At 60.9% G+C, this 19,698-nt stretch carries 20 protein-coding genes and 2 pseudogenes; 15 read left to right on the forward strand and 7 right to left on the reverse strand.

Annotation, left to right across the window (positions count from 1 at the left end):
• Positions 1–28 precede the first annotated feature (28 nt).
• The 7 genes and pseudogenes from QTA57_RS09725 to QTA57_RS09755 all read left to right on the forward strand — a co-directional run bounded on the left by QTA57_RS09725 (position 29) and on the right by QTA57_RS09755 (position 7,104).
• Positions 29–679 (forward strand): thiamine diphosphokinase, encoded by a 651-nt coding sequence (locus QTA57_RS09725; protein WP_290151253.1) that lies wholly within the window; start codon positions 29–31, stop codon positions 677–679.
• Positions 680–749: 70 nt separating this feature from the next.
• The gene (rpiA, locus tag QTA57_RS09730; protein WP_171561820.1) at positions 750–1,538 is read left to right on the forward strand and encodes a ribose-5-phosphate isomerase RpiA; all 789 of its coding nucleotides are present in this window, start codon (positions 750–752) and stop codon (positions 1,536–1,538) included.
• A 22-nt stretch (positions 1,539–1,560) separates the two neighbouring features.
• Positions 1,561–3,012 (forward strand): FAD-dependent oxidoreductase, encoded by a 1,452-nt coding sequence (locus QTA57_RS09735; protein WP_290151254.1) that lies wholly within the window; start codon positions 1,561–1,563, stop codon positions 3,010–3,012.
• Positions 3,013–3,108: 96 nt separating this feature from the next.
• Entirely contained in the window at positions 3,109–4,287 is a 1,179-nt protein-coding gene (gene hflK, locus QTA57_RS09740; protein WP_171561826.1) for an FtsH protease activity modulator HflK, read from the forward strand.
• A pseudogene (gene hflC / locus QTA57_RS09745) lies at positions 4,287–5,179 on the forward strand (protease modulator HflC). The gene hflK and the pseudogene hflC overlap by 1 nt, the downstream one beginning before the upstream one ends.
• A 10-nt stretch (positions 5,180–5,189) precedes the next feature.
• The gene (locus QTA57_RS09750; protein WP_171561831.1) at positions 5,190–5,381 is read left to right on the forward strand and encodes a DUF2065 domain-containing protein; all 192 of its coding nucleotides are present in this window, start codon (positions 5,190–5,192) and stop codon (positions 5,379–5,381) included.
• Positions 5,382–5,676: 295 nt separating this feature from the next.
• On the forward strand, positions 5,677–7,104 hold the full coding sequence (locus QTA57_RS09755) for a Do family serine endopeptidase (protein WP_407933511.1): 1,428 nt from the start codon (positions 5,677–5,679) through the stop codon (positions 7,102–7,104).
• A 62-nt stretch (positions 7,105–7,166) separates the two neighbouring features.
• Here the strand turns inward: QTA57_RS09755 and QTA57_RS09760 are convergent, their stop codons facing one another.
• Complete coding sequence (locus QTA57_RS09760; protein WP_330696677.1) at positions 7,167–7,577, reverse strand: peptidoglycan-binding domain-containing protein; 411 nt, start codon at positions 7,575–7,577, stop codon at positions 7,167–7,169.
• Between the two features lie 136 nt (positions 7,578–7,713).
• Between QTA57_RS09760 and QTA57_RS09765 the strand changes: the two genes are divergently transcribed.
• From QTA57_RS09765 to aspS, 4 genes are read left to right on the forward strand one after another with little or no spacing between them, the layout of a single operon-like run.
• The gene (locus tag QTA57_RS09765) at positions 7,714–7,896 is read left to right on the forward strand and encodes a hypothetical protein (RefSeq protein WP_290151256.1); all 183 of its coding nucleotides are present in this window, start codon (positions 7,714–7,716) and stop codon (positions 7,894–7,896) included.
• Positions 7,897–7,930: 34 nt separating this feature from the next.
• Complete coding sequence (locus QTA57_RS09770) at positions 7,931–8,254, forward strand: 2Fe-2S iron-sulfur cluster-binding protein (protein WP_171561834.1); 324 nt, start codon at positions 7,931–7,933, stop codon at positions 8,252–8,254.
• Positions 8,254–9,066 carry an FG-GAP repeat domain-containing protein gene (locus tag QTA57_RS09775; RefSeq protein ID WP_290151257.1) on the forward strand — a complete coding sequence of 271 codons (813 nt, stop codon included), beginning with the start codon at positions 8,254–8,256 and terminating at the stop codon, positions 9,064–9,066. The genes QTA57_RS09770 and QTA57_RS09775 overlap by 1 nt, the downstream gene beginning before the upstream one ends.
• Before the next feature lie 60 nt (positions 9,067–9,126).
• Positions 9,127–10,905: an aspartate--tRNA ligase gene (gene aspS / locus QTA57_RS09780; RefSeq protein WP_290151258.1), complete on the forward strand. Its 1,779-nt coding sequence runs from the start codon at positions 9,127–9,129 to the stop codon at positions 10,903–10,905.
• Between the two features lie 70 nt (positions 10,906–10,975).
• Here the strand turns inward: aspS and bhcD are convergent, their stop codons facing one another.
• The 4 genes and pseudogenes from bhcD to bhcA form a co-directional block, all read right to left on the reverse strand.
• Positions 10,976–11,941, reverse strand: coding sequence for an iminosuccinate reductase BhcD (bhcD, locus tag QTA57_RS09785; protein WP_456237564.1), 966 nt, complete (start codon positions 11,939–11,941; stop codon positions 10,976–10,978).
• 134 nt (positions 11,942–12,075) lie between these two features.
• Positions 12,076–13,238, reverse strand: a pseudogene (gene bhcC / locus QTA57_RS09790) (3-hydroxy-D-aspartate aldolase BhcC).
• Positions 13,239–13,251: 13 nt separating this feature from the next.
• A complete protein-coding gene (bhcB, locus tag QTA57_RS09795; RefSeq protein WP_290151259.1) occupies positions 13,252–14,211 on the reverse strand; it encodes a beta-hydroxyaspartate dehydratase BhcB in 960 nt (319 codons plus the stop codon).
• 21 nt (positions 14,212–14,232) lie between these two features.
• Complete coding sequence (gene bhcA / locus QTA57_RS09800; RefSeq protein WP_290151260.1) at positions 14,233–15,423, reverse strand: L-aspartate--glyoxylate aminotransferase BhcA; 1,191 nt, start codon at positions 15,421–15,423, stop codon at positions 14,233–14,235.
• Between the two features lie 217 nt (positions 15,424–15,640).
• Here bhcA and QTA57_RS09805 point away from each other — a divergent pair, with 217 nt between their 5' ends.
• Both QTA57_RS09805 and QTA57_RS09810 read left to right on the forward strand, forming a co-directional pair.
• Positions 15,641–16,462, forward strand: coding sequence for an IclR family transcriptional regulator (locus QTA57_RS09805; RefSeq protein ID WP_290151261.1), 822 nt, complete (start codon positions 15,641–15,643; stop codon positions 16,460–16,462).
• A 193-nt stretch (positions 16,463–16,655) separates the two neighbouring features.
• Positions 16,656–17,378, forward strand: a complete 723-nt coding sequence (locus tag QTA57_RS09810) for a GNAT family N-acetyltransferase (RefSeq protein WP_290151262.1) — start codon at positions 16,656–16,658, stop codon at positions 17,376–17,378.
• 26 nt (positions 17,379–17,404) lie between these two features.
• Here the strand turns inward: QTA57_RS09810 and QTA57_RS09815 are convergent, their stop codons facing one another.
• Positions 17,405–18,109, reverse strand: coding sequence for a response regulator (locus QTA57_RS09815; RefSeq protein ID WP_290151263.1), 705 nt, complete (start codon positions 18,107–18,109; stop codon positions 17,405–17,407).
• Between the two features lie 154 nt (positions 18,110–18,263).
• Here QTA57_RS09815 and mce point away from each other — a divergent pair, with 154 nt between their 5' ends.
• The gene (mce, locus tag QTA57_RS09820; protein WP_290151264.1) at positions 18,264–18,668 is read left to right on the forward strand and encodes a methylmalonyl-CoA epimerase; all 405 of its coding nucleotides are present in this window, start codon (positions 18,264–18,266) and stop codon (positions 18,666–18,668) included.
• The gene (locus QTA57_RS09825) at positions 18,668–18,946 is read left to right on the forward strand and encodes a DUF1467 family protein (protein WP_145216426.1); all 279 of its coding nucleotides are present in this window, start codon (positions 18,668–18,670) and stop codon (positions 18,944–18,946) included. Before mce ends, QTA57_RS09825 begins: the two co-directional genes overlap by 1 nt.
• Here QTA57_RS09825 and QTA57_RS09830 read toward each other — a convergent pair.
• Positions 18,918–19,622: an EI24 domain-containing protein gene (locus QTA57_RS09830; RefSeq protein WP_290151265.1), complete on the reverse strand. Its 705-nt coding sequence runs from the start codon at positions 19,620–19,622 to the stop codon at positions 18,918–18,920. The two genes, QTA57_RS09825 and QTA57_RS09830, sit on opposite strands and share 29 nt — an antisense overlap.
• Positions 19,623–19,698 lie beyond the last annotated feature (76 nt).

A 19,698-nucleotide genomic window follows, 5' to 3' on the forward strand; every position in this document is an offset into this window, starting at 1 on the left:
AGAAGGCAACAATTTGCCAAATCTCCCCATGATTGTCCGCGTTGACACATTGGTGACATTATTGGGCGGCGGGGAGCATGACCCCGCTGACCTTGCCGATGCGTTGCAACGCGCGCCGGTCTTGGTTGCGGCCGATGGCGGCGCAGATGTTGCGTTGGCGCTTGGTCACCGGCCCACCGCCGTAATCGGTGACTTGGATTCGCTCTCGCCTGAGGCGCGTGACGCGTTGAACCCGAGCACTATTCACCAAATCGACGAACAAAGCAGCACCGATTTTGACAAAGCCTTGCGCAGCATCGCGGCACCGGCGGTTTTGGCTGTCGGGTTTACCGGTCGCCGGGTCGATCACGAATTGGCTGCCTATCACACTCTGATCACCCGAAGCGACAAACCCTGCATTGTCATCGGCTCTGAGGATATCGTGTTCCATGCGCCGCCGAAGATCAGCCTGGATTTGGACGTTGGCATGCGGGTCTCGCTTTTCCCGCTGGCGAAGCTGCGCGGGACATCTGTGGGTCTGAGATGGCCCATCGCGCCAATCGATTTTCATCCACTCGCGCAGATCGGCACATCGAACGAAGCGGTGACCAAACGGGTCGAGATGACATTCGATGGGCCGGGGATGTTGGTGATCCTGCCCCGGACCGCTCTTGATGCCGCGATTTCGGCGCTGATTTAGGCCCATTTCCTCTCGCGCCGACGCGCGGGCTTCTATAAACAGCTTCTGACACAACAAGACGGATATCTCCATGACGGCGGAGCTTTCGCCCATAGATCGCGCCAAATTCGTGGCGGCCAAGCGCGCGGTTGACTATGTTGAAGACGGGATGCGCGTGGGGCTGGGCACCGGATCGACGGCGGCCTGGATGGTGCGGTGCCTCGGTGAGGTGGTGCGCGAGGATGGCATCAAGGTCACCGGCGTTGCGACCTCGACCCGAACCGCCGAGTTGGCGCGTCAGGTCGGTGTGCCGATCAAGACTTTGGATGAGGTCAAATGGCTTGATCTGACGATTGATGGCGCGGATGAATATGACCCGAACCTGAACCTGATCAAAGGTGGTGGTGGGGCGCTGTTGCAGGAAAAGATCGTGGCCACCGCGTCGGATCAGATGGTGGTGATCGCCGACCCAACGAAGCAGGTCGATGTGCTTGGCAATTTCCCTCTGCCGATCGAGGTGATCCCCTTTGGCTGGCAGACGACCAAGGCATTGGTCGAAGAAATGCTTTCAAATGTTGATGTTTTGGGGCGCACATCCTCGTTGCGGTTGAACGTGAATGAGCCGTTCCGCACCGATGAGGGCAACTATATCCTCGACCTGCATCTGCGCCGGATCGCCAACCCGCAGCAGTTGAGCCTGATCTTGAACCAGATCCCGGGCGTGGTTGAAAACGGATTGTTCCTCGATATCTGCGACATCGTGGTGATCGGCAATACCGATGGAACGGTGGAAGTGCGCGACATCAACAATGGCACGGTGGAGCATGAGCGCATCGAAATCATCGACACGGACAACTTGTTTGTCGATACCGCCGATTAGGCGCTTAGGAAGGGTTTTTTTGATGGCATTTGATTACGACCTCTTCGTCATTGGCGGCGGGTCCGGCGGGGTGCGGGCGGCACGCGTGGCCGCCGCCGAAGGCGCAAAAGTTGCGATTGCGGAGAGCAGCCGGATGGGCGGCACCTGCGTGATCCGGGGCTGCGTACCGAAAAAGCTGATGGTCTTTGCGTCGAGCTATCACGAGAGCTTCGAGGATGCGCGCAGCTATGGCTGGGACGTGGAGGATGGTGCGTTTGACTGGAACGCGTTCTCCGGCCATCTGAACATCGAGTTAGACCGTCTTGAAGGCGTTTACCGCAGCCTTCTGGATGGCTCTAATGTCGAGATTTTCGACAGCCGTGCGCGGCTTGCCGATGCCCATACGGTTGAGCTTGCCGATGGGACGCAGAAGACGGCGAAGCATATCCTGGTGGCAACCGGCGGTCGGCCCGTGCGGCCCGACATGCCAAACGCGCATCTGGGGATCGTTTCTGACGACATTTTCCATCTGCCCGAACTGCCCAAACGTCTGCTGATCATCGGCGGTGGCTATATCGCCTGCGAATTCGCCTGCATCATGAATGGGCTCGGTGTTGAGGTGACGCAATTCTATCGCGGGGCGCAGATCCTGCGCGGCTTCGACGACGAGGCGCGTGGGTTGGTGGCCGAGATGATGCGCGAGAAGGGCATTAATCTGCACCTTGGCACCAATATCGTCGATATGGCCGAGGCGAGCGCAGATCACACCATTCCGAATACAAGCACCGGCACCGATGCAGCCATGGGCGCGCCCGTGGCGGAACATGCGGCGCAAGCCACGAGCGGGTCTGGTGGGCCGGTCTGGGTTAAAGCAACGAACGGCACTGAGGCGGTTTATGATGCCGTCTTGTTCGCTACGGGGCGGAACCCGAATACGGCCGATATGGGTCTGGAAGAGATCGGGGTCGAGGTTGGGCGTCGCGGCGAGATTGTCGTTGATGAATATAGCCAAACGGCGGTGCCATCGATCTACGCAATTGGCGACGTGACGAACCGGGTGCAACTGACGCCGGTGGCGATCCGCGAAGGCATGGCCTTTGTCGAGACCGTGTTCAAAGGCAACCCGACGCCGATTGATCACGACTTGATCCCGTCCGCGATCTTCACGCAGCCGGAATTGGGCACCATCGGCCTGACCGAAGAAGAAGCGCGCGAGCAGGAACCGGTGGAGATCTACTGCACCTCGTTCCGACCGATGCAATCGGCCTTTGCCGGGCGCACGGATCGGGTTTTGATGAAGCTGGTTGTCGCGAAGGAAAGCCGTAAGGTCTTGGGCTGTCATATCGTCGCGCCGGGCGCGGGGGAAATGATCCAACTGGCTGGCATTGCAGTTAAAATGGGCGCGACGAAGGAAGACTTCGACCGGACGGTTGCGGTACACCCAACAATGTCCGAAGAGCTTGTGACGATGAAAACACCCATGCGGGTGGCTTGAAATCGATTGGAAAACGCACAGGTTGCCCGTGCATATCGGGGTAAGAGGCCCCATATAGACAGGCAACAGACGCGATGATGAGGGGAATAGGCATCAATGGCTGGCAATAATGGCGGTCCCTGGGGCGGCGGAGGCGGCTCTGGCGGCGGTGGTGGAAACCGCGGCGGTGACGATGGCAACCGAGGTGGCGGGCGCAGACCCGGCCAAGGCGGTGACGGCCAGCAGATCCCAGAGATCGACGAGATCGTCCGCAAAGGCCAAGAGCAATTGCGCGTCCTGATGGGCGGACGCGGTGGCAAAGGCCGCGGCAATGGGACCGGTGGCGGCGATGGGCCGCGCCTGACCCCCGGCTCGGCGGCAATTGGTGTTTTGGCTCTTATCGGTCTCTGGCTCTATGCCTCGTTCTACACGGTTCGGCCCGAAGAGCAGTCGGTCGAGCTTTTCCTGGGCGAGTTCTCCTCCATCGGTGAATCCGGCCTGAACTTCGCGCCCTGGCCGCTGGTGACAGCCGAAGTGATCGCGGTCACGTCAGAACGCTCCGAGCCGATCGGCACCGCCCGGTCCGGCACGTCGGATGCGGGTTTGATGCTGACCACGGATGAAAACATCGTCGATATCGATTTCGAAGTGGTGTGGAACATCAACGATCCGGCTTTGTTCCTCTTTAACCTCCGCGATCCGGACGCCACCGTGCGCGCGGTGTCGGAATCGGCGATGCGCGAAGTGATCGCCGCGTCGCAACTGGCGCCCATTCTGAACCGGGATCGGGAGATCATTGCCGATACCGTGCGCGAACTGATCCAGAGCACGCTCGACAGCTATGAATCTGGTATCAACATTGTGCGTCTCAATCTCGACCGGGCCGACCCGCCCAACGAAGTGATCGACGCCTTCCGTGACGTTCAGGCCGCTGAACAAGAGCGGGACCAGTTGGAACGCCGCGCCGATGCTTACGCCAACCAAGTGCTCGCCGGCGCCCGGGGTGAAGCCGCGCAGGTGCTGGAACAGGCCGAAGGCTACCGCGCGCAGGTCGTGAACGAAGCCGAAGGTGAAGCCAGCCGTTTCCTCGCGGTTCTCAACGAATACCGGGAGGCCCCGGACGTGACCCGCCGCAGGCTCTATCTTGAAACGATGGAGCGGGTTCTCGGCGACGTGGATCTGGTGATCCTCGACAGCCAAGGCGAGGGCGGTGGCAATGGCGTCGTGCCATATCTGCCTTTGAACGAACTCCGCCGCGCCCCCGGCACGGCCAGCACCACGGGGAGCAGCAACTGATGAACCGTATGATCTATATCCTGCCCGTCATCATCGTTGCTGTGGTGGGTTTGCTCAGTTCGATCTTCATCGTGGATGAACGTCAGCGGGCCCTGGTTCTGCAGTTCGGCCAAATCCGCCAGGTGATTGAAGAGCCGGGCCTGAACTTCAAGATCCCGTTCATTCAAGAGGTGGTCTATTACGATGACCGTATCCTCTCGATCGACACCGCGGAGATCGAGGTAACGCCGTCGGATGACCGGCGTCTGGTGGTCGATGCTTTCGCCCGGTACCGGATCACCGATGTGGTGCAGTTCCGCCAAGCGGCGGGGACGGGGGCATGCGGACGGCCGAGGATCGGTTGGAAACTATTCTCAATCCGCAAATTCGGGCGGTTCTGGGTTCGGATGGTGTGACCTCGAACACGATCCTGTCCGCGGATCGGGCCGAACTGATGGCGCGGATCACCACGCAAGCCCGCGCTCGGGCGATCCCGCTTGGTCTGGAAGTGCTCGATGTGCGTTTGAAGCAAACCGCGCTGCCGCAGCAGAACTTGCAAGCGACCTTCTCTCGGATGGAGGCCGAACGGCAGCGGGAAGCGACCGATGAACGCGCCCGCGGTGAAGAGGCCGCGCAGCGGGTTCGGGCGCAAGCTGACCGGACCGTGGTTGAGCTGGTCTCCGACGCCAACCGGGAAGCGGAGATTATCCGTGGTGAGGCCGATGCCGAACGGAACCGGATTTTCGCCGAGGCCTTCGGGCAAGACGCTGAGTTCTTCGAATTCTATCGCTCAATGACCGCCTATGAGCGGGCGCTGCGGCAGCAGAACTCGACCATGGTGATCAGCCCCGATAGCGAGTTCTTCGAATATCTGGGCGGCTCCGCCGGAACGATCGCCCCGGCTGCGCAATAAAGAGGGTCCGATGCTGACAACGATCCTATTGGGGGTCGGCATGGTTCTCGTGATTGAGGGGCTGGTGTTCGCACTGGCCCCTTCGCGTCTGGAGGACCTGCTGCGCGTCTTGACGCAAATCCCGGTGGAAACGCGCCGGATGATCGGCTTTGCCGCTATCGTTTTTGGGGCCGTGTTGATCTCTTGGGCTGCAAGCCTTTGACGCCGATTGGGGCCTGAGGTCAGGAAAACCGCCGTTGCCCGGTCGCGCGACCGGTGGCAAGCTCCCGTCACGCCTATGTTACAGGTTGCTGACGGTTATCTGATCGCTTTGCGGCGCATGCGCGGTTGATAATGCGCCTAATCGGCCAAATATTATACGCCAAGATGCGGGTGACGCCCGCAACACGCTGACAGGAGGACGATCCGTGAACATCCCGCAGGCTCATCAACGCTCAAAGGCCCGTGCCCTGGCCCTTCGCGCCCACCAGGATCGGAGCCTGGTTTATCGTGTGTCGATGATGGCGATGATTTTGGCGATGGCCATTCTGGCCGTCATGGCCAGCATCGCGCCCGCCAATGCTCAGGCCAACCGCCCGGCCACCTTCGCCGATTTGGTCGATCAGGTCGGCGACGCGGTCGTGAATATCACAACCTCCTCCGTGGTCGCAGGCCGGACAGGGCCGCAGCCGATGGTGCCGGAAGGTTCGCCGTTGGAGGATTTCTTCAACGATTTCATGGACCGCAACAACCGTTCCGATGAAGCCCCGCGCCGGAGCCAAGCGCTTGGTTCCGGTTTCGTGATTTCCGAAGACGGCTATATCGTCACCAACAACCATGTGATCGAAGGCGCCGACGAGATTTTGATCGAGTTTCGGGGTGGCTTTGAGCTGCCCGCCGAGGTGATCGGTACCGACCCCAACACCGATATCGCGGTTCTGAAAGTGGAACCCGATGAGCCTCTGCTCTTCGTACCCTTTGGCGACAGCGATGTGATGCGCGTCGGCGATTGGGTGATGGCGATGGGCAACCCGCTTGGTCAGGGCTTCTCGGTATCTGTCGGCATCGTTTCGGCGCGCGAACGCGCGTTGTCCGGTAGTTATGACGACTTCATTCAGACCGATGCCGCCATCAACCGCGGCAACTCGGGCGGCCCGCTGTTCAACCTTGATGGCGAAGTGATTGGTGTGAACACTGCGATCTTGTCGCCCAATGGCGGCTCGATCGGGATCGGCTTTGCGATGTCTTCGGCCGTGGTCACGCGTGTGGTGGATCAGTTGCAGGAGTTTGGCGAGACCCGTCGCGGTTGGCTCGGCGTGCGGATTCAGGACGTGTCCCCAGATATCGCAGAGGGCTTGGGCCTTGATGAGCCGCGTGGCGCGCTCGTCACCGATGTGCCGGACGGTCCGGCGATGGAAGCCGGTGTCGAAGTGGGCGATGTGATCCTCGCGTTTGATGGGGTCGATGTCCAAGATACCCGCGAGTTGGTACGCAATGTGGGCAATGCGCCCGTGGGCGAGACCGTGCGTATGTTGGTGTTCCGCGATGGCTCAACGCAAACCTTGCGGGTGACGCTTGGCCGCCGGGAAACCGCGGAAGGGGCGAGCCCGACGATCCCCGGGCAACCGCCGGCAACGCCGTCTGGTGGGGATGTTCTGGGCATGTCGCTGATGCCTCTGACCGATGAGCGCCGTGAGGAGCTGAATGCGCAGAATGTCCAAGGTGGCTTGGTGATTGAAAGCGTCGAGCCCGAAAGTGACGCGGCCACCAAAGGCTTGATGCCGGGCGATGTGATCACCGAAGTGGGCCAACAGCCGGTCAGCGAGGTGAGTGATTTCGAAACCCGGGTCAGCGAGGCCGAAGATGCCGGGCAGAAAAGCATCCTGCTGCTGATCCGCCGCGATGGTAACCCACGTTTCGTGGCGTTGAGCCTCGAAGACGGCTAGCGGTCTCGCGCCAGCCTCGTATCCAAACACACCCTTCGTGGAGCGATCCGCGAAGGGGTTTTCTATCCGCCGGTCGCGCCACCAGCGGCAGCCACCGGATCCCAGACCACCAGACCCAATTGCCGGGCGGCGGCCATGGACAGGATTGGGCTGTTCAGCCCCTGCGGCTCTTGGAAGGCACGAATGGCGCGCCGGGTGCGTGCGTCCATGACACCGTTTGCCGGGCCCCGATAAAGATCGCGCGCCGCCAAGGCCCGTTGCAAGCTGGCGATGAAATCCGGGTCGCGGATCTCGGCTTGGCAGGGGGTCTCAAACCATAACTCGCGCCGCCCTGCACGATCTGCTGCCGGGTTTCGGTCATGAACACGGCGGGTTGCAAGACCTGACCGGCGCTGTTGATCTCTGGCGGTTGCAGCATCACCTGATCGGTGACCGTTTCGATCACGGCGGGCGTCGTTTCGCGGCCATAACAAGCGTTGGGGTCGGCGCCGGGCGGGCCCATGCCGCGGCTGACCTCCACTGTATTGGGCGCGATCAGCCCTGTGATATCGGGTGCTTCCACAGCGCCGCAGGCAGCCACAGCCAAAAGGCCCAGAAGGGAGAAACGGGGTGTCACAGCTCGATTTTTCCTGCCCGGTTGATCCGGTTTTGCGGCAATTTACTTGGTTTTGGCGCGCCGCGAAAGCACCTCGCGTTGCGGCGGCCTGCAACTGCGTCTGCTATGCCGCAGTTCCGCTGGTTCTGGCCCATGTGGATTGTGACTGGAAAGGGCGTCTCAACGTCGCTACCTAAGGCGAAACAGAGCTTCTAGCGACAAAGGCAAGACATGGCGAAGATCACCTATATCGAACATAACGGCACCGAGCATGTGGTGGAGGTGGCCAACGGGCTGACCGTGATGGAAGGCGCGCGCGACAACAACGTGCCGGGGATCGAGGCCGATTGCGGCGGTGCCTGCGCCTGTTCGACGTGCCACGTCTATGTGCATCCCGATTGGGTCGCGAAATTGCCAGCCGTCGACCCGATGGAAGAGGATATGCTGGAGTTTGCCTTTGAGCCGAACCCCGAGCGCTCGCGCCTGACCTGCCAGGTAAAGGTGACCGACGAGTTGGATGGGCTGGTCGTGCAAATGCCTGAGAAGCAAATCTGATGCTGCGGGGCGCGCTTTTGGGGCTCGGGTTGGCGCTTGCGCCAGCCGTGTCGCTGGCCTGCACTGTCGCGCCCCATACGATGACCGAGATGCCCGAGAGTGTCGTCGAACATGACGGCACCGGGATTTACCGCGCGTGGTTTGACGGTCCGACAACACGTTATGCCCATGGGGTGCTCGGCGATCAGATCGAGGCGAGTGAGCTTTGGGTCTCATCCCCGACAGCCGCCAATAGCTGCGCGGTGCTCACCGTCCGGCTTGATGATGCCCATGTTTTTGAAGATCTTGCGCCCCGTCTGCGCGACCTGGACGGGGATGGGGCGGCCGAGGTGATCGTGGTGCGCAGCCACCGGGATCAGGGCGCGCAGTTTGCGATCTATGGCGATGCGGGCGACGGGGAGTCTTTGGCACTCATCGCGGCGACGCCTTATATCGGGCGGCGCAATCGCTGGCTGGCCCCGATTGGCGTGGCGGATCTGAACGGCGACGGGCTGCAAGACATCGCCTATATCGACCGGCCGCATCTGGCGCGCACTTTGCGGATTTGGACCTATCGCCCGGACGGGCAGGGCGGCGGCGACCTAACGGAGATCGCGGCGGCCAGCGGCGTGACCAATCACCGGATCGGCGAAGATTTCATCACCGGCGGCATCCGCCATTGCGGCGACGGCCCCGAGATCGTCACCGCCAATGCCGATTGGACCCAAGTGATCGTGACGGTGCTTGCCGCAGATGGCGGTTTGACTGCCCGGGCCGTCGCCCCGTTTTCCGCCGATGCCATTCGCAATGTGCTTGGCTGTCGCCGGGGTTGACTTCGCCGCCTGCGCAAGGTGTATCGGCGCGACGCTCAACGCACCCGAAGGACGCCCCAGATGCACGCCTATCGCAGCCATTCCTGCGCCGAATTGAACGCCGCCCATGTGGGTGAGACTGTCCGCCTCTCGGGTTGGGTCCATCGGCGGCGAGATCACGGCGGCGTGGTTTTTATCGACCTGCGCGACCACTACGGGATCACGCAGGTGCTCTGCGACCCGGACAGCCCGGTGTTCGACGAGGTCGAGAAACTGCGCTCGGAATACTGCGTGCGTATTGACGGCACGGTGAAGGCCCGTGACGCGAGCCTGATCAACACAAAGCTGCCAACCGGCGAGATCGAGGTGTTCATCCGCGATATGGAAGTGTTGGGCGGCATCGAGGGCGACCTGCCGCTGCAGGTGTTTGGCGATCAGGAGTACCCAGAGGAAACCCGCCTGCAATACCGCTATCTCGACCTGCGGCGCGAGAAGATGCAGGAGAGTATGAAGCTCCGCTCTGATGTGGTGGCCTCCATGCGCCGCCGGATGTGGGAGATCAACTTCCGCGAGTTCCAGACACCGATCATCACCGCGTCCAGCCCCGAAGGCGCGCGCGACTTCCTGGTGCCCTCGCGCCTGCATCCCGGCAAATTCTACGCGCTGCCCCAGGCGCCGCAGCAGTTCAAACAGCTTCTGATGGTTTCGGGCTTCGACAAGTATTTCCAGATCGCGCCCTGCTTCCGCGACGAAGACCCGCGTGCCGACCGCGCGCCGACCGACTTCTATCAGCTCGACATGGAAATGAGCTTTGTTGAACAGCAGGATGTGTTTGACACGATCCAGCCCGTGATTGCGGGCGTTTTCGAAGAGTTCGGCAACGGGGCCAAGGTCGATCAGGAATGGCCGCAGATCTCCTTCAAGGATGCGGCGCTCTGGTATGGCACTGACAAGCCCGACCTGCGCAACCCGATCAAGATGCAGGTGGTCAGCGACCATTTCCGCGGTTCCGGCTTCGCGATCTTCGCCAAGCTCTTGGAACAAGAGGGGACCGAGGTCCGCGCGATCCCGGCCCCGACCGGCGGCAGCCGCAAGTTCTGCGACCGGATGAACAGATTCGCCCAGGAGCAGGGCCTGCCGGGCATGGGCTATATCTTCTGGCGCGACCAGGGCGACGGCATGGAAGCCGCGGGCCCATTGGCCAAAAACATCGGCCCGGAACGCACCGAAGCCATCCGGCAGCAGCTTGGGCTGGGTGTGGGCGATGCGGCCTTCTTCCTCGCCGGTAAACCGTCGCAATTCGAGGGTGTCGCCGGTCGGGCGCGGGTGGTGATCGGGGATGAGCTTGGTCTGACCGAACAGAACCGCTTCGCCTTTGCCTGGATCGTCGATTTCCCGCTCTATGAGGCCGATGAGGAAACCGGCAAGGTCGATTTCTCGCATAACCCGTTCTCGATGCCGCAAGGCGGCGCGGCGGCGCTGGATGGCGACCCGCTGGAGGTGCTGGGGTATCAATATGACCTGGCCTGCAACGGCTATGAGCTGGTCTCGGGCGCGATCCGGAACCACAAGCCCGAGATCATGTTCAAGGCGTTTGAACTGGCCGGATATGGTGAAGACGAGGTGCGCAACCGCTTTGGCGGCCTGGTCAACGCGTTCCAATATGGCGCGCCGCCGCATGGCGGTTGCGCCGCCGGGATCGACCGGATCGTGATGCTTCTGGCCGATACCGCGAATATCCGGGAGGTTATCCTCTTCCCGATGAACCAGCGTGCCGAAGACCTGATGATGCAGGCGCCGTCGGACCCGACCAGTGACCAGTTGATGGAGCTGGGCCTGCGCGTGCTGCCGCAGGACTAGGCCACCTGACTAGAAAGACAAAAGGCGCGCCGATCCTGGCGCGCCTTTTTCTTTGGAAGGAGCATCGTGCCTAGAGCGCCACGCGCGTCGCGGTTCCTGCCTTGGCTGCCAGATCGGCGGCGACGGAGGCAACCGCAAGGTCTTGCAACCCGACGCCTGTGCCATCGAAGAGCGTGATTTCATCGGCGCTGGACCGCCCCGGATGCGCGCTGTTGATGACATTGCCAATGGGCGTGATGTCCGCTTCGGCGATCAGGCCTTGCGCGATGGCATGCTGCGCCTCGCCCAGGCTGATGGACTGCGCAACTTCATCGGTAAAGACCGTGGCCGCCGCCAGAAGCGCCGGATCGACCTCTTGCTTGCCGACCGTATCGGTGCCCATGCAGGCGATATGCGTGCCGGGTTTGATTTGGGACGCCATCATGAGCGGTTCGAAGGCCGAGGTGATGGTGATGATCACATCGGCTTCGGCCCCCAACTGATCCCGGTCGACGGCCTCGAACTCCAGACCGATCTGGGTCGCAACTTCGCCCAATTTCGGCAACATCTCAGGATGCGGGTTCCAGGCCACGACCTTCTCAAAATCACGCTGCTCGGCGGCGGCGCGGAGTTGGAAGGCCGACTGATGACCGGCGCCGACCATGCCCAAGACCTTGGCGTCTTTTCGCGCAAGATGGGCAATCGAGACTGAGGATGCAGCTGCCGTTCTAAGCGCAGTCAGATAATTGCCACCCACCAGCGCTTTCAGCTTGCCAGTATCGGGGTCGAACAGAAACACCGTCGATTGGTGATTGGTTAGGCCTTTATCGGCATTGCCAGGCCAATAACCGCCGGATTTCAGCCCCAAGGCCAGCCCCGCCCGGTCAAACCCGGACTTGAAGCCGTAAAGCGCATCGGCATGGCCAATCGCCTCGCGGATCACCGGGAAGTTATAGGCGTCGCCCTTGGCCATGGCGCCAAAGACGGCCTCCACCGCATCGAAGGCATCTTGGCGTCCGATGACCTGCTGACAGATCTCCTCGGATACGATGATCAGCCCATCGGTTTGGGCCTGGGTCATGTCGTTCATTGTCTTGCTCCTGTCACAGGCAGTGTGTGCGGCTGGCGCGGATCATGAACGCGCCAGCCGACAGAGGGGCGGGGAGAGAGCGTCGCCCCTCGAGGGTCGTCTCAATAGGCTTTGCCGCGCGCCGAGACCGGCCAGAGCGTTTCCACTTTGCCGCCACGCACGCCGACATACCAATCATGGACGTTGCAGGTCGGGTCACAATGGCCGGGCACGAGGCGTAGTTTTTCATTGATGCCGAGGACGCCTTGCGGATCGGCAACAACGCCGTGTTCATCGGAACATTTCACGTATTCGACATCGGTGCGCCCAAAAACGAAGGGGAGCCCGCTATCCACCGATTGCGCCTTGAGACCGGCATCGACGATGGCTTTGTCGGCTTTGGCATGGCTCATCACCGAGGTCAGCAGGAACAGAGCGTTCTCCCACTCACCTTGGTCAATGCGCTTGCCCTCTTGGTCTAAGATACGCCCGTAATCGGCATCCATGAACGCATAGCTGCCACATTGCAGCTCATTGTAAACGCCCGAATTGCTTTCGAAATAGTAAGATCCGGTGCCGCCGCCGCCAACGATATCGCATTCGATGCCATCGGCTTTCAGCGTATCGACCGCGTCTTTCACCATCGCCACCGCGATATCGATCTTGGCTTTGCGGTCGTCATAGCTGTCCATGTGCTGCATGGCGCCCTGATAGGCTTGGATGCCCGCGAATTTCAGGCCGTCGGCTGCGTCGATCGCCTTGGCGATCTCGACCACCTCGGGCGTTGTCGTCACACCGCAGCGGCCCGCGCCGCAGTCGATCTCGACCAGGCATTCGATCTCGGTCCCGTGCTTGACGGCCGCCGCCGACAAATCCGCAACATTGGCCAGATCGTCAACGCAGCAGATCGTGCGGGCGCCGAGTTTGGGCAGCCGGGCCAGACGGTCGATCTTGGCAGGGTCGCGCACTTGGTTGGAGACCAGAACATCCTTGATGCCGCCCCGGGCGAAAACCTCCGCCTCAGACACTTTCTGACAGCAGACGCCGCAGGCCCGCCCAGGTCGACTTGCAACTGCGCCACATCGACGGATTTGTGCATTTTGCCATGCACCCGGTGCCGCATTCCATGCGCCTTGGCGTAATCGCCCATCTTTTTGATGTTGCGCTCCAGCGCATCCAGATCGAGCAAAAGGCTTGGCGTTTGAATATCCGCTTCGTCCATGCCGATTGCGGCAGGGATGTCGTAGCCGACTTCAAGCTCTTCGATTTTCACATTGGTATTCATGATCTTACCCTCCTCAGCCCAACATCCAGGGCAACTTGTCCATATCCACATTCCCGCCGGTGATGATCACACCGACACGCTTACCCCGGAACACCTCCGGGTTCTTCAGGATCGTCGCGAGCGGCACTGCGCAGCTCGGCTCCATGACGATCTTCATCCGCTGCCAAGTCAGCTTCATCGCGTCGATGATCTCTTGCTCGGAAGCTGTCAGAATGTCCGTCACGTGATTGCTGACAAAGTGCCAGGTGTTCTCTTTCAGCGGCACTTTCAGCCCATCGGCAATCGTGACCGGGGCGTCATCGGCGATGATGTGCCCGGCTTTGAAGCTCCGATAGGCATCGTCAGCTTGCTCTGGCTCGGCTGCGTAAATCTCGATCGTCGGCGCGATATTCGACAGGGTCAGGCAGCAGCCTGAAATCATCCCGCCACCGCCAATCGGCGCGATGACCGCATCCAGATCGGTGACCTGCTCAACCAGTTCCCGCGAGCAGGTGCCTTGCCCGGCAATGACCCGCGGATCATTGTAAGGGTGTACGAAATCGGCGCCGGTTTCGGCGTGGACCTTGGCGAACACCTCTTCGCGGCTGCTGGTCGAGGGTTCGCATTCGGTGATGATGCCGCCATAGCCGCGCACGGCGGCCTTTTTCGCCTCGGGGGCGGTGCGTGGCATCACCACATGGCAGGGGATCCCCCGGCGGCCGGCGGCATAGCTGAGCGACAGCGCATGATTGCCGGAGCTATGCGTGGCGACGCCTTTCGCGGCTTGGGCCTCATCCAACCCAAACACGGCATTTGACGCGCCGCGTACCTTGAACGCTCCGGCTTTTTGGAAGTTCTCGCATTTGAAGAACAGTTCGGCACCAGTGAGTTCGTTGAAATAGCTTGAGGTGAGGACGGGCGTGCGATGGATATACGGCGCGATGCGTTTATGCGCGGCAACCACATCTTCGAAACGGGGCAGTTGATCAGTCATCTCTACGGTCTCCTCGTCCTGTCATGCGGCGGATTTCAGCGCGGTGTCCCACGATTGCCGGAAATACTCCTGTGCCGCCGACACCCCGTCGCCCAACTCGATGGGATAGTTGAGATCAGCCATCGCCATCTCGATCGTGGCTAGGCCGGACAAGACCATCACATCGGTCAGGGCGCCCAGATGCCCGATACGGAAGGCTTTGCCATTCATCTGCCCAAGGCCGACGCCGAAGCTGACCCCATAGGCGTTGAACGCATGGTCGGTCAGGACGTTGCTGTCGAACCCGTCAGGCACATAGATCGCACTGACCGTGTCGGAATGGAGCTCGGGCGATTGCGCGACCAGGTCCAATCCCCAGGCGCGGGTGGCTTGGCGCACGCCTTCGGCAAGGCGGTGGTGGCGGGCATAAACATTGTCCAGGCCCTCTTCGAACAGCATCGACAGGCTTTCGCGCATGCCATGGATCAGTTGCAGCGGAGGCGTATAGGGAAATCCCCCGGTGCTGTTGGCCTGCAACATGTCGCGGAAATCAAAGAAGGTCCGCGGCAGCGTTGCGTCATCCATCGCCGCAAGGGCTTTCTGGCTGACCGCCAAGATCGCCATACCGGTGGCCAGCATGAAGCCCTTTTGACTGCCAGCGACGGCGATATCGACCCCCCAGGCGTCCATCTCAAACGGCATTGAGGCGAGCGAGCTGACACAATCGACCAAGAGCAGCGCGGGGTGAGAGGCGCTGTCCATTGCGGCGCGGACGGCGGCGATGTCGGATTTCACGCCTGTGGCCGTCTCGTTGTGGGTGACAAGCACGGCTTTGATCGCATGAATGCTATCGGCTTTGAGGGCCTCCTCGAACTTGTCGGCAGGAGCGCCTGATCCCCAGTCACATTCAATGATCCGCACATCCAACCCATGGCGTTGGCACATGTCGATCCAGCGATGGCTAAACATGCCATACCGCGCGATCAGGACCGTGTCGCCGGGGCTGAGCGTGTTGGTGATCGCGGCCTCCCAGCCACCTGTGCCCGATGCGGGGAAAGTGATCACGCGGCCCTCGGTGGTGCCGAAGACGGTTTTGCAGCCATCCAAGACCGGCATCAACGTCTCGACAAAATCTGGCGCGCGATGATCACGAGTCTGCACCTGCATCGCGTGGCGCAAACGGTCCGGCATGTTGGTCGGGCCGGGGATGAACAGTGGGTTTTGATCGGACATGGTGCGGGTCTCCTCCGTCGTCGTGAGGAGATTTGTAGCAGGTTGATGTGCATTTGCAATTTTTTCGAAAGTGTTTTTCATTTTTGTTTTTGGCAAGTTTTTTATTTTAATATCAGCATGATATATTTTTTCATATACATTGATATACAAATGTTGAAAAATATTTTCACCATACTATTCTCCTGATGCAACAGGTCATAATTGGGAAAGTCGTGACATGGTCGAGATTCAACGCAAGCCGCGCGGGCGGCCCAAATCGCCCTTCGCAGACAGCAGTGGCGGCACCATCCAGGCCCTGGATCGGGCGCTGGCGATCCTAAGTGCGCTGGCGCAACAAGATCATGCATCACTCACCGATCTGTCGGAGGATCTGGCAATTCCCACGGCGACGACGCACAGGATTCTCGCGACCTTGCAGCAGAATGGTTATGCCGAGTTGGACGAAGCCACGCAGACCTGGGCCGTTGGCGTCGAGGCCTATCGCACCGGGTCGGCTTATCTCAACCGGACCAATCTGGCGGATGTCAGCCGCCCGGCGATGCGTGCCTTGATGCAGGACACGGGCGAGACGGCGAACCTGGCGGTGCCCGATGGTGCGGCGGTTGTTTTTGTCGGGCAGATCGAGACGCAGAATCCGATCCGTGCGTTTTTTGCCGCGGGTACACGCACACCGATGCATGCCTCCGGCACCGGCAAAGCGATTTTGGCGCATCTGCCAACCACGCGGCAGGCCCGTCTCTTATCGCAGATCGATTTGACGTTGTTCACCGACCAGACCCTCGCCACGCTTGCCGAATTGCAGGCCGATTTGGTGTCGACCCAAGCCCGCGGCTGGTCATTCGATCGGGAAGAACGCCATCTCGGCATGTCGTGTATTGGGGCGCCGATATATGACGCGAGAGGGGAAGTGGTGGCGGGCGTGTCGATCTCTGGGCCAAGCACGCGTTTTTCCGATCGACGGGTCGATGCCTTTGGCGCACGGGTGGCACAAGCCGCTGCCGAGATCACCGATGGTATCGGAGGGCGTCTGCCCGGGTAGCGGAGGATTTGGCCGTCTTTGCGCGGCTTGCGATGCTGAACGATGGTGCCGAGCGAACGGATGGCGCGGCGATGACGGCGGTGGTTGCGCCCAGCGGCTGTTTGGTTGACGCGCGTCGTGATCGGTAACGGCTTGTCAACGCGGGCTATTTCGCCTTTCGTGTTGATATACGATCAGCAGGGCAGGATGGGCGATGTCGAATTCCGAGATATTGGGGCAAGAGGTGCGCGGGTTCCGTCCCCCACCCGTGCCAGAGGGGGCGGAGTTGTCCGGGCGGTATGCGCGCCTGATGCGGCTTCGCGCGGATGCCCATGCCGCCAATCTGCACCGCGCAAACTCAGTCAGCGATGCGATTTGGGACTATTTGCCTTATGGCCCGTTTTCCTCGGCGGCCGCCTATCACAGATGGGTGCGCGAGGTCGAAGCGGGACCCGACGCGCTGTTTTATGCAATTGAAAACCGCGAAACTGGGCAACTCGGCGGCGTCGCAAGTTATCTTCGGATCACGCCGGAGATGGGCACTATCGAGGTTGGTCATATCAATTTCTCGCCAGCGCTTCAGCGCACCCGCGCCGCGACCGAGGCGATGTATCTGATGATGAAATGGGCCTTCGAGGCCGGGTATCGGCGCTATGAGTGGAAATGCAACGCGCTGAACCTTGGGTCTCGCCGCGCGGCGGAGCGTCTGGGATTCTCTTTTGAGGGGGTTTTTCGCCAAGCCGCCGTGATCAAGGGTCACAATCGCGACACGGCTTGGTTCGCGGCGATTGATGCAGAATGGCCAGCGTTAAAGGAGGCATTCAACGCCTGGCTTGCGCCAAGTAACTTCGATGCAGAGGGTCAGCAGCGGGAGCGGCTGGCCGATTTGACCCGCCTTGTGCGGGTCAGTTCCGACCCTGCACTTGCGAAGACCTAACCTGAACCCGGCATCGTTGGTCGCAGTCAGACAGCGGCCACATGTTGGATACGATCTGACAGCATCGTGCGGAGATTGGCACGCTCGGGTTGCGCCAACTGGCCGCTTGATCGCACGATGACATCTTCCAGCCGGGCGTCACGGGCGGCGCGCGCGACACCCAACAAAAAGGGCCTCAAATAGGCCATTGGCGGGCTATCGAGCTCCAGCAGCTCCATCGCATGAGTCAAATCCTCACGAAAGGCGAGGGTGTCGGGCTGAACCCGGTCCTCTGCGGCCGGACGCGGGCCTTTGGGGTGCAATGTCGCTGGCAGATGGCGCAGGATCTCCGCCTGAAAATAGGCCAGCGTTTCCATCGGCTTCGGGAGGAACCCATCTGCTCCAGCGGCGGCCGCTGATTTCGCCGCGGCCTCACGCTCCGCACCGGAGGTCGCCAAGATCACAGGCACACGTGGTTGCACGCCATCCATCTCGGCAATCAGATCCAGACCCGATCCATCCGGTAAGCCCAAATCGATGATCGCGACCGAGGGCCTGTAAACCGCCAAATGCCGCCGCGCCGAGGTCAGGCAATCCGCGCGGCGAATCCTGGCGCCCGATCTTAGACAGAGCAATCGCAGCGCTTCGGATGCAAAGCGGCTATCCTCGACCACAAGGACGGTCAGGCCAAGCAGAGGCCGCGCCGCGGTTGGTTTCGGTCGAAAGTCGAGTTCTGAAACAAGATCATCCATGTCCATTTGCCCCCGGTTAACGCTGATTCCTTGGATGATTAGACCCAGGTAAGGTTGACAAGCTGTAAACACGACAGGCGCGGCGACGGGACGCTTGGCAAAGCCCGGTCGCACGCCATATCAACAGCCAGGATTTGTCGAAAAGGAATGCCCCATGATCGGACGCCTGAACCATGTCGCCATTGCAGTGCCCGATCTCGAGGCCGCCTCGGCGCAATATCGTGAGACGCTCGGCGCGCAAGTGGGCGCGCCGCAGGACGAACCGGAGCACGGCGTGACGGTTGTGTTCATCGAACTGCCGAATACCAAGATTGAATTGCTCTACCCGCTTGGCGAGGACAGCCCGATTGCCGGTTTCTTGGAGAAAAACCCGTCGGGTGGCATCCACCATATCTGTTATGAAGTCGAAGACATCATTGCCGCGCGCGATCAACTCCAGGCCGCGGGAGCCCGTGTTCTGGGCACCGGCGAGCCGAAAATCGGCGCCCATGGCAAGCCGGTTTTGTTTCTGCATCCGAAAGACTTCACCGGGACCTTGGTTGAGTTGGAGCAAGTCTGATGAATGTTGTGACCGGCATCGTCCTCTACGCGATCATCTGGTTTATGACGCTGTTCGTGATCCTCCCGATCCGCCTTATCTCGCAAGGCGAGGCGGGGAATGTCGCGGAGGGCACCCATGCGTCTGCGCCCGAGAAGCCGCAACTGAAGCGGCGGTTCTTGGTGACCTCGGCGGTTGCCGCCGTGCTGTGGGGCATCGCTGCGTGGATCATCATCAGCGGCGCGATCACAATCGCCGATATTGACCTGTTCAATCGGTTCGGGATGGGCCAGCGCTGAGCCGGTGATACAGGTGGGTGAAGGTCGCCGCGCCTAGAACCGGCACCAGAACGTTCACGACCGGGATCGTTAGGGGCACGGCCATCAATACGCCGGCAGCGAAGATGGTGAATCGGTTGCGGCTGCGAAAAGCGGCGGCACCGGTAGCGTCGTGACGGCGGAGCGCCACCATCTGCGCGTATTCCCGGCCCAAGAGGATTCCGTTCACGATCCAGAAGAGGAAGGGGGCGAGCGGCGGGATCAACAGATATGCGATCAGCGCCACCAAGTTGACGCCGATGATCACACCCAGAAATCTCAGAGCGTCGCCCAACCCTTCGATAATCCCGACTTGCCGGGCCGCGGGGAGATGTGGGTAGTGTTCGGCCTCCACGGCATTGGCGATCCGGTCGAGGAAAATGCCAGTAAAGGCCGACGCGACCGGGACCATCAGAAAGACGGAGAGCAGCAGCATCAAGGGAATGCCCGCCCAGGTCAGCGCATTATCGACCCAGGTGATCTCGCCGATCCAGGGCAGGGTGAAACTCTCTGGAAGCAGCCAGCCAATGAGGATGACGAAGGCGGCATAAAAGGCAAAAAGCAGGCCGAGGGTCAGCCCGATCCCCAGGCCTAGAACACCAAGAAACCGGCGATCAGAGAGTTGGCCAAGAGCTTTGAGGAAATCTGAGAGGATCATCTACGCGTCAATCGGGTTGGTCAGTGAATGTTATGCCTCTTAACATTGGGGCGCGGCTCTGCCAGATCAACCCCTA

The sequence above is a fragment of the Fontisubflavum oceani genome, from assembly GCF_030407165.1.
Classification (GTDB): domain Bacteria; phylum Pseudomonadota; class Alphaproteobacteria; order Rhodobacterales; family Rhodobacteraceae; genus Rhodophyticola; species Rhodophyticola oceani.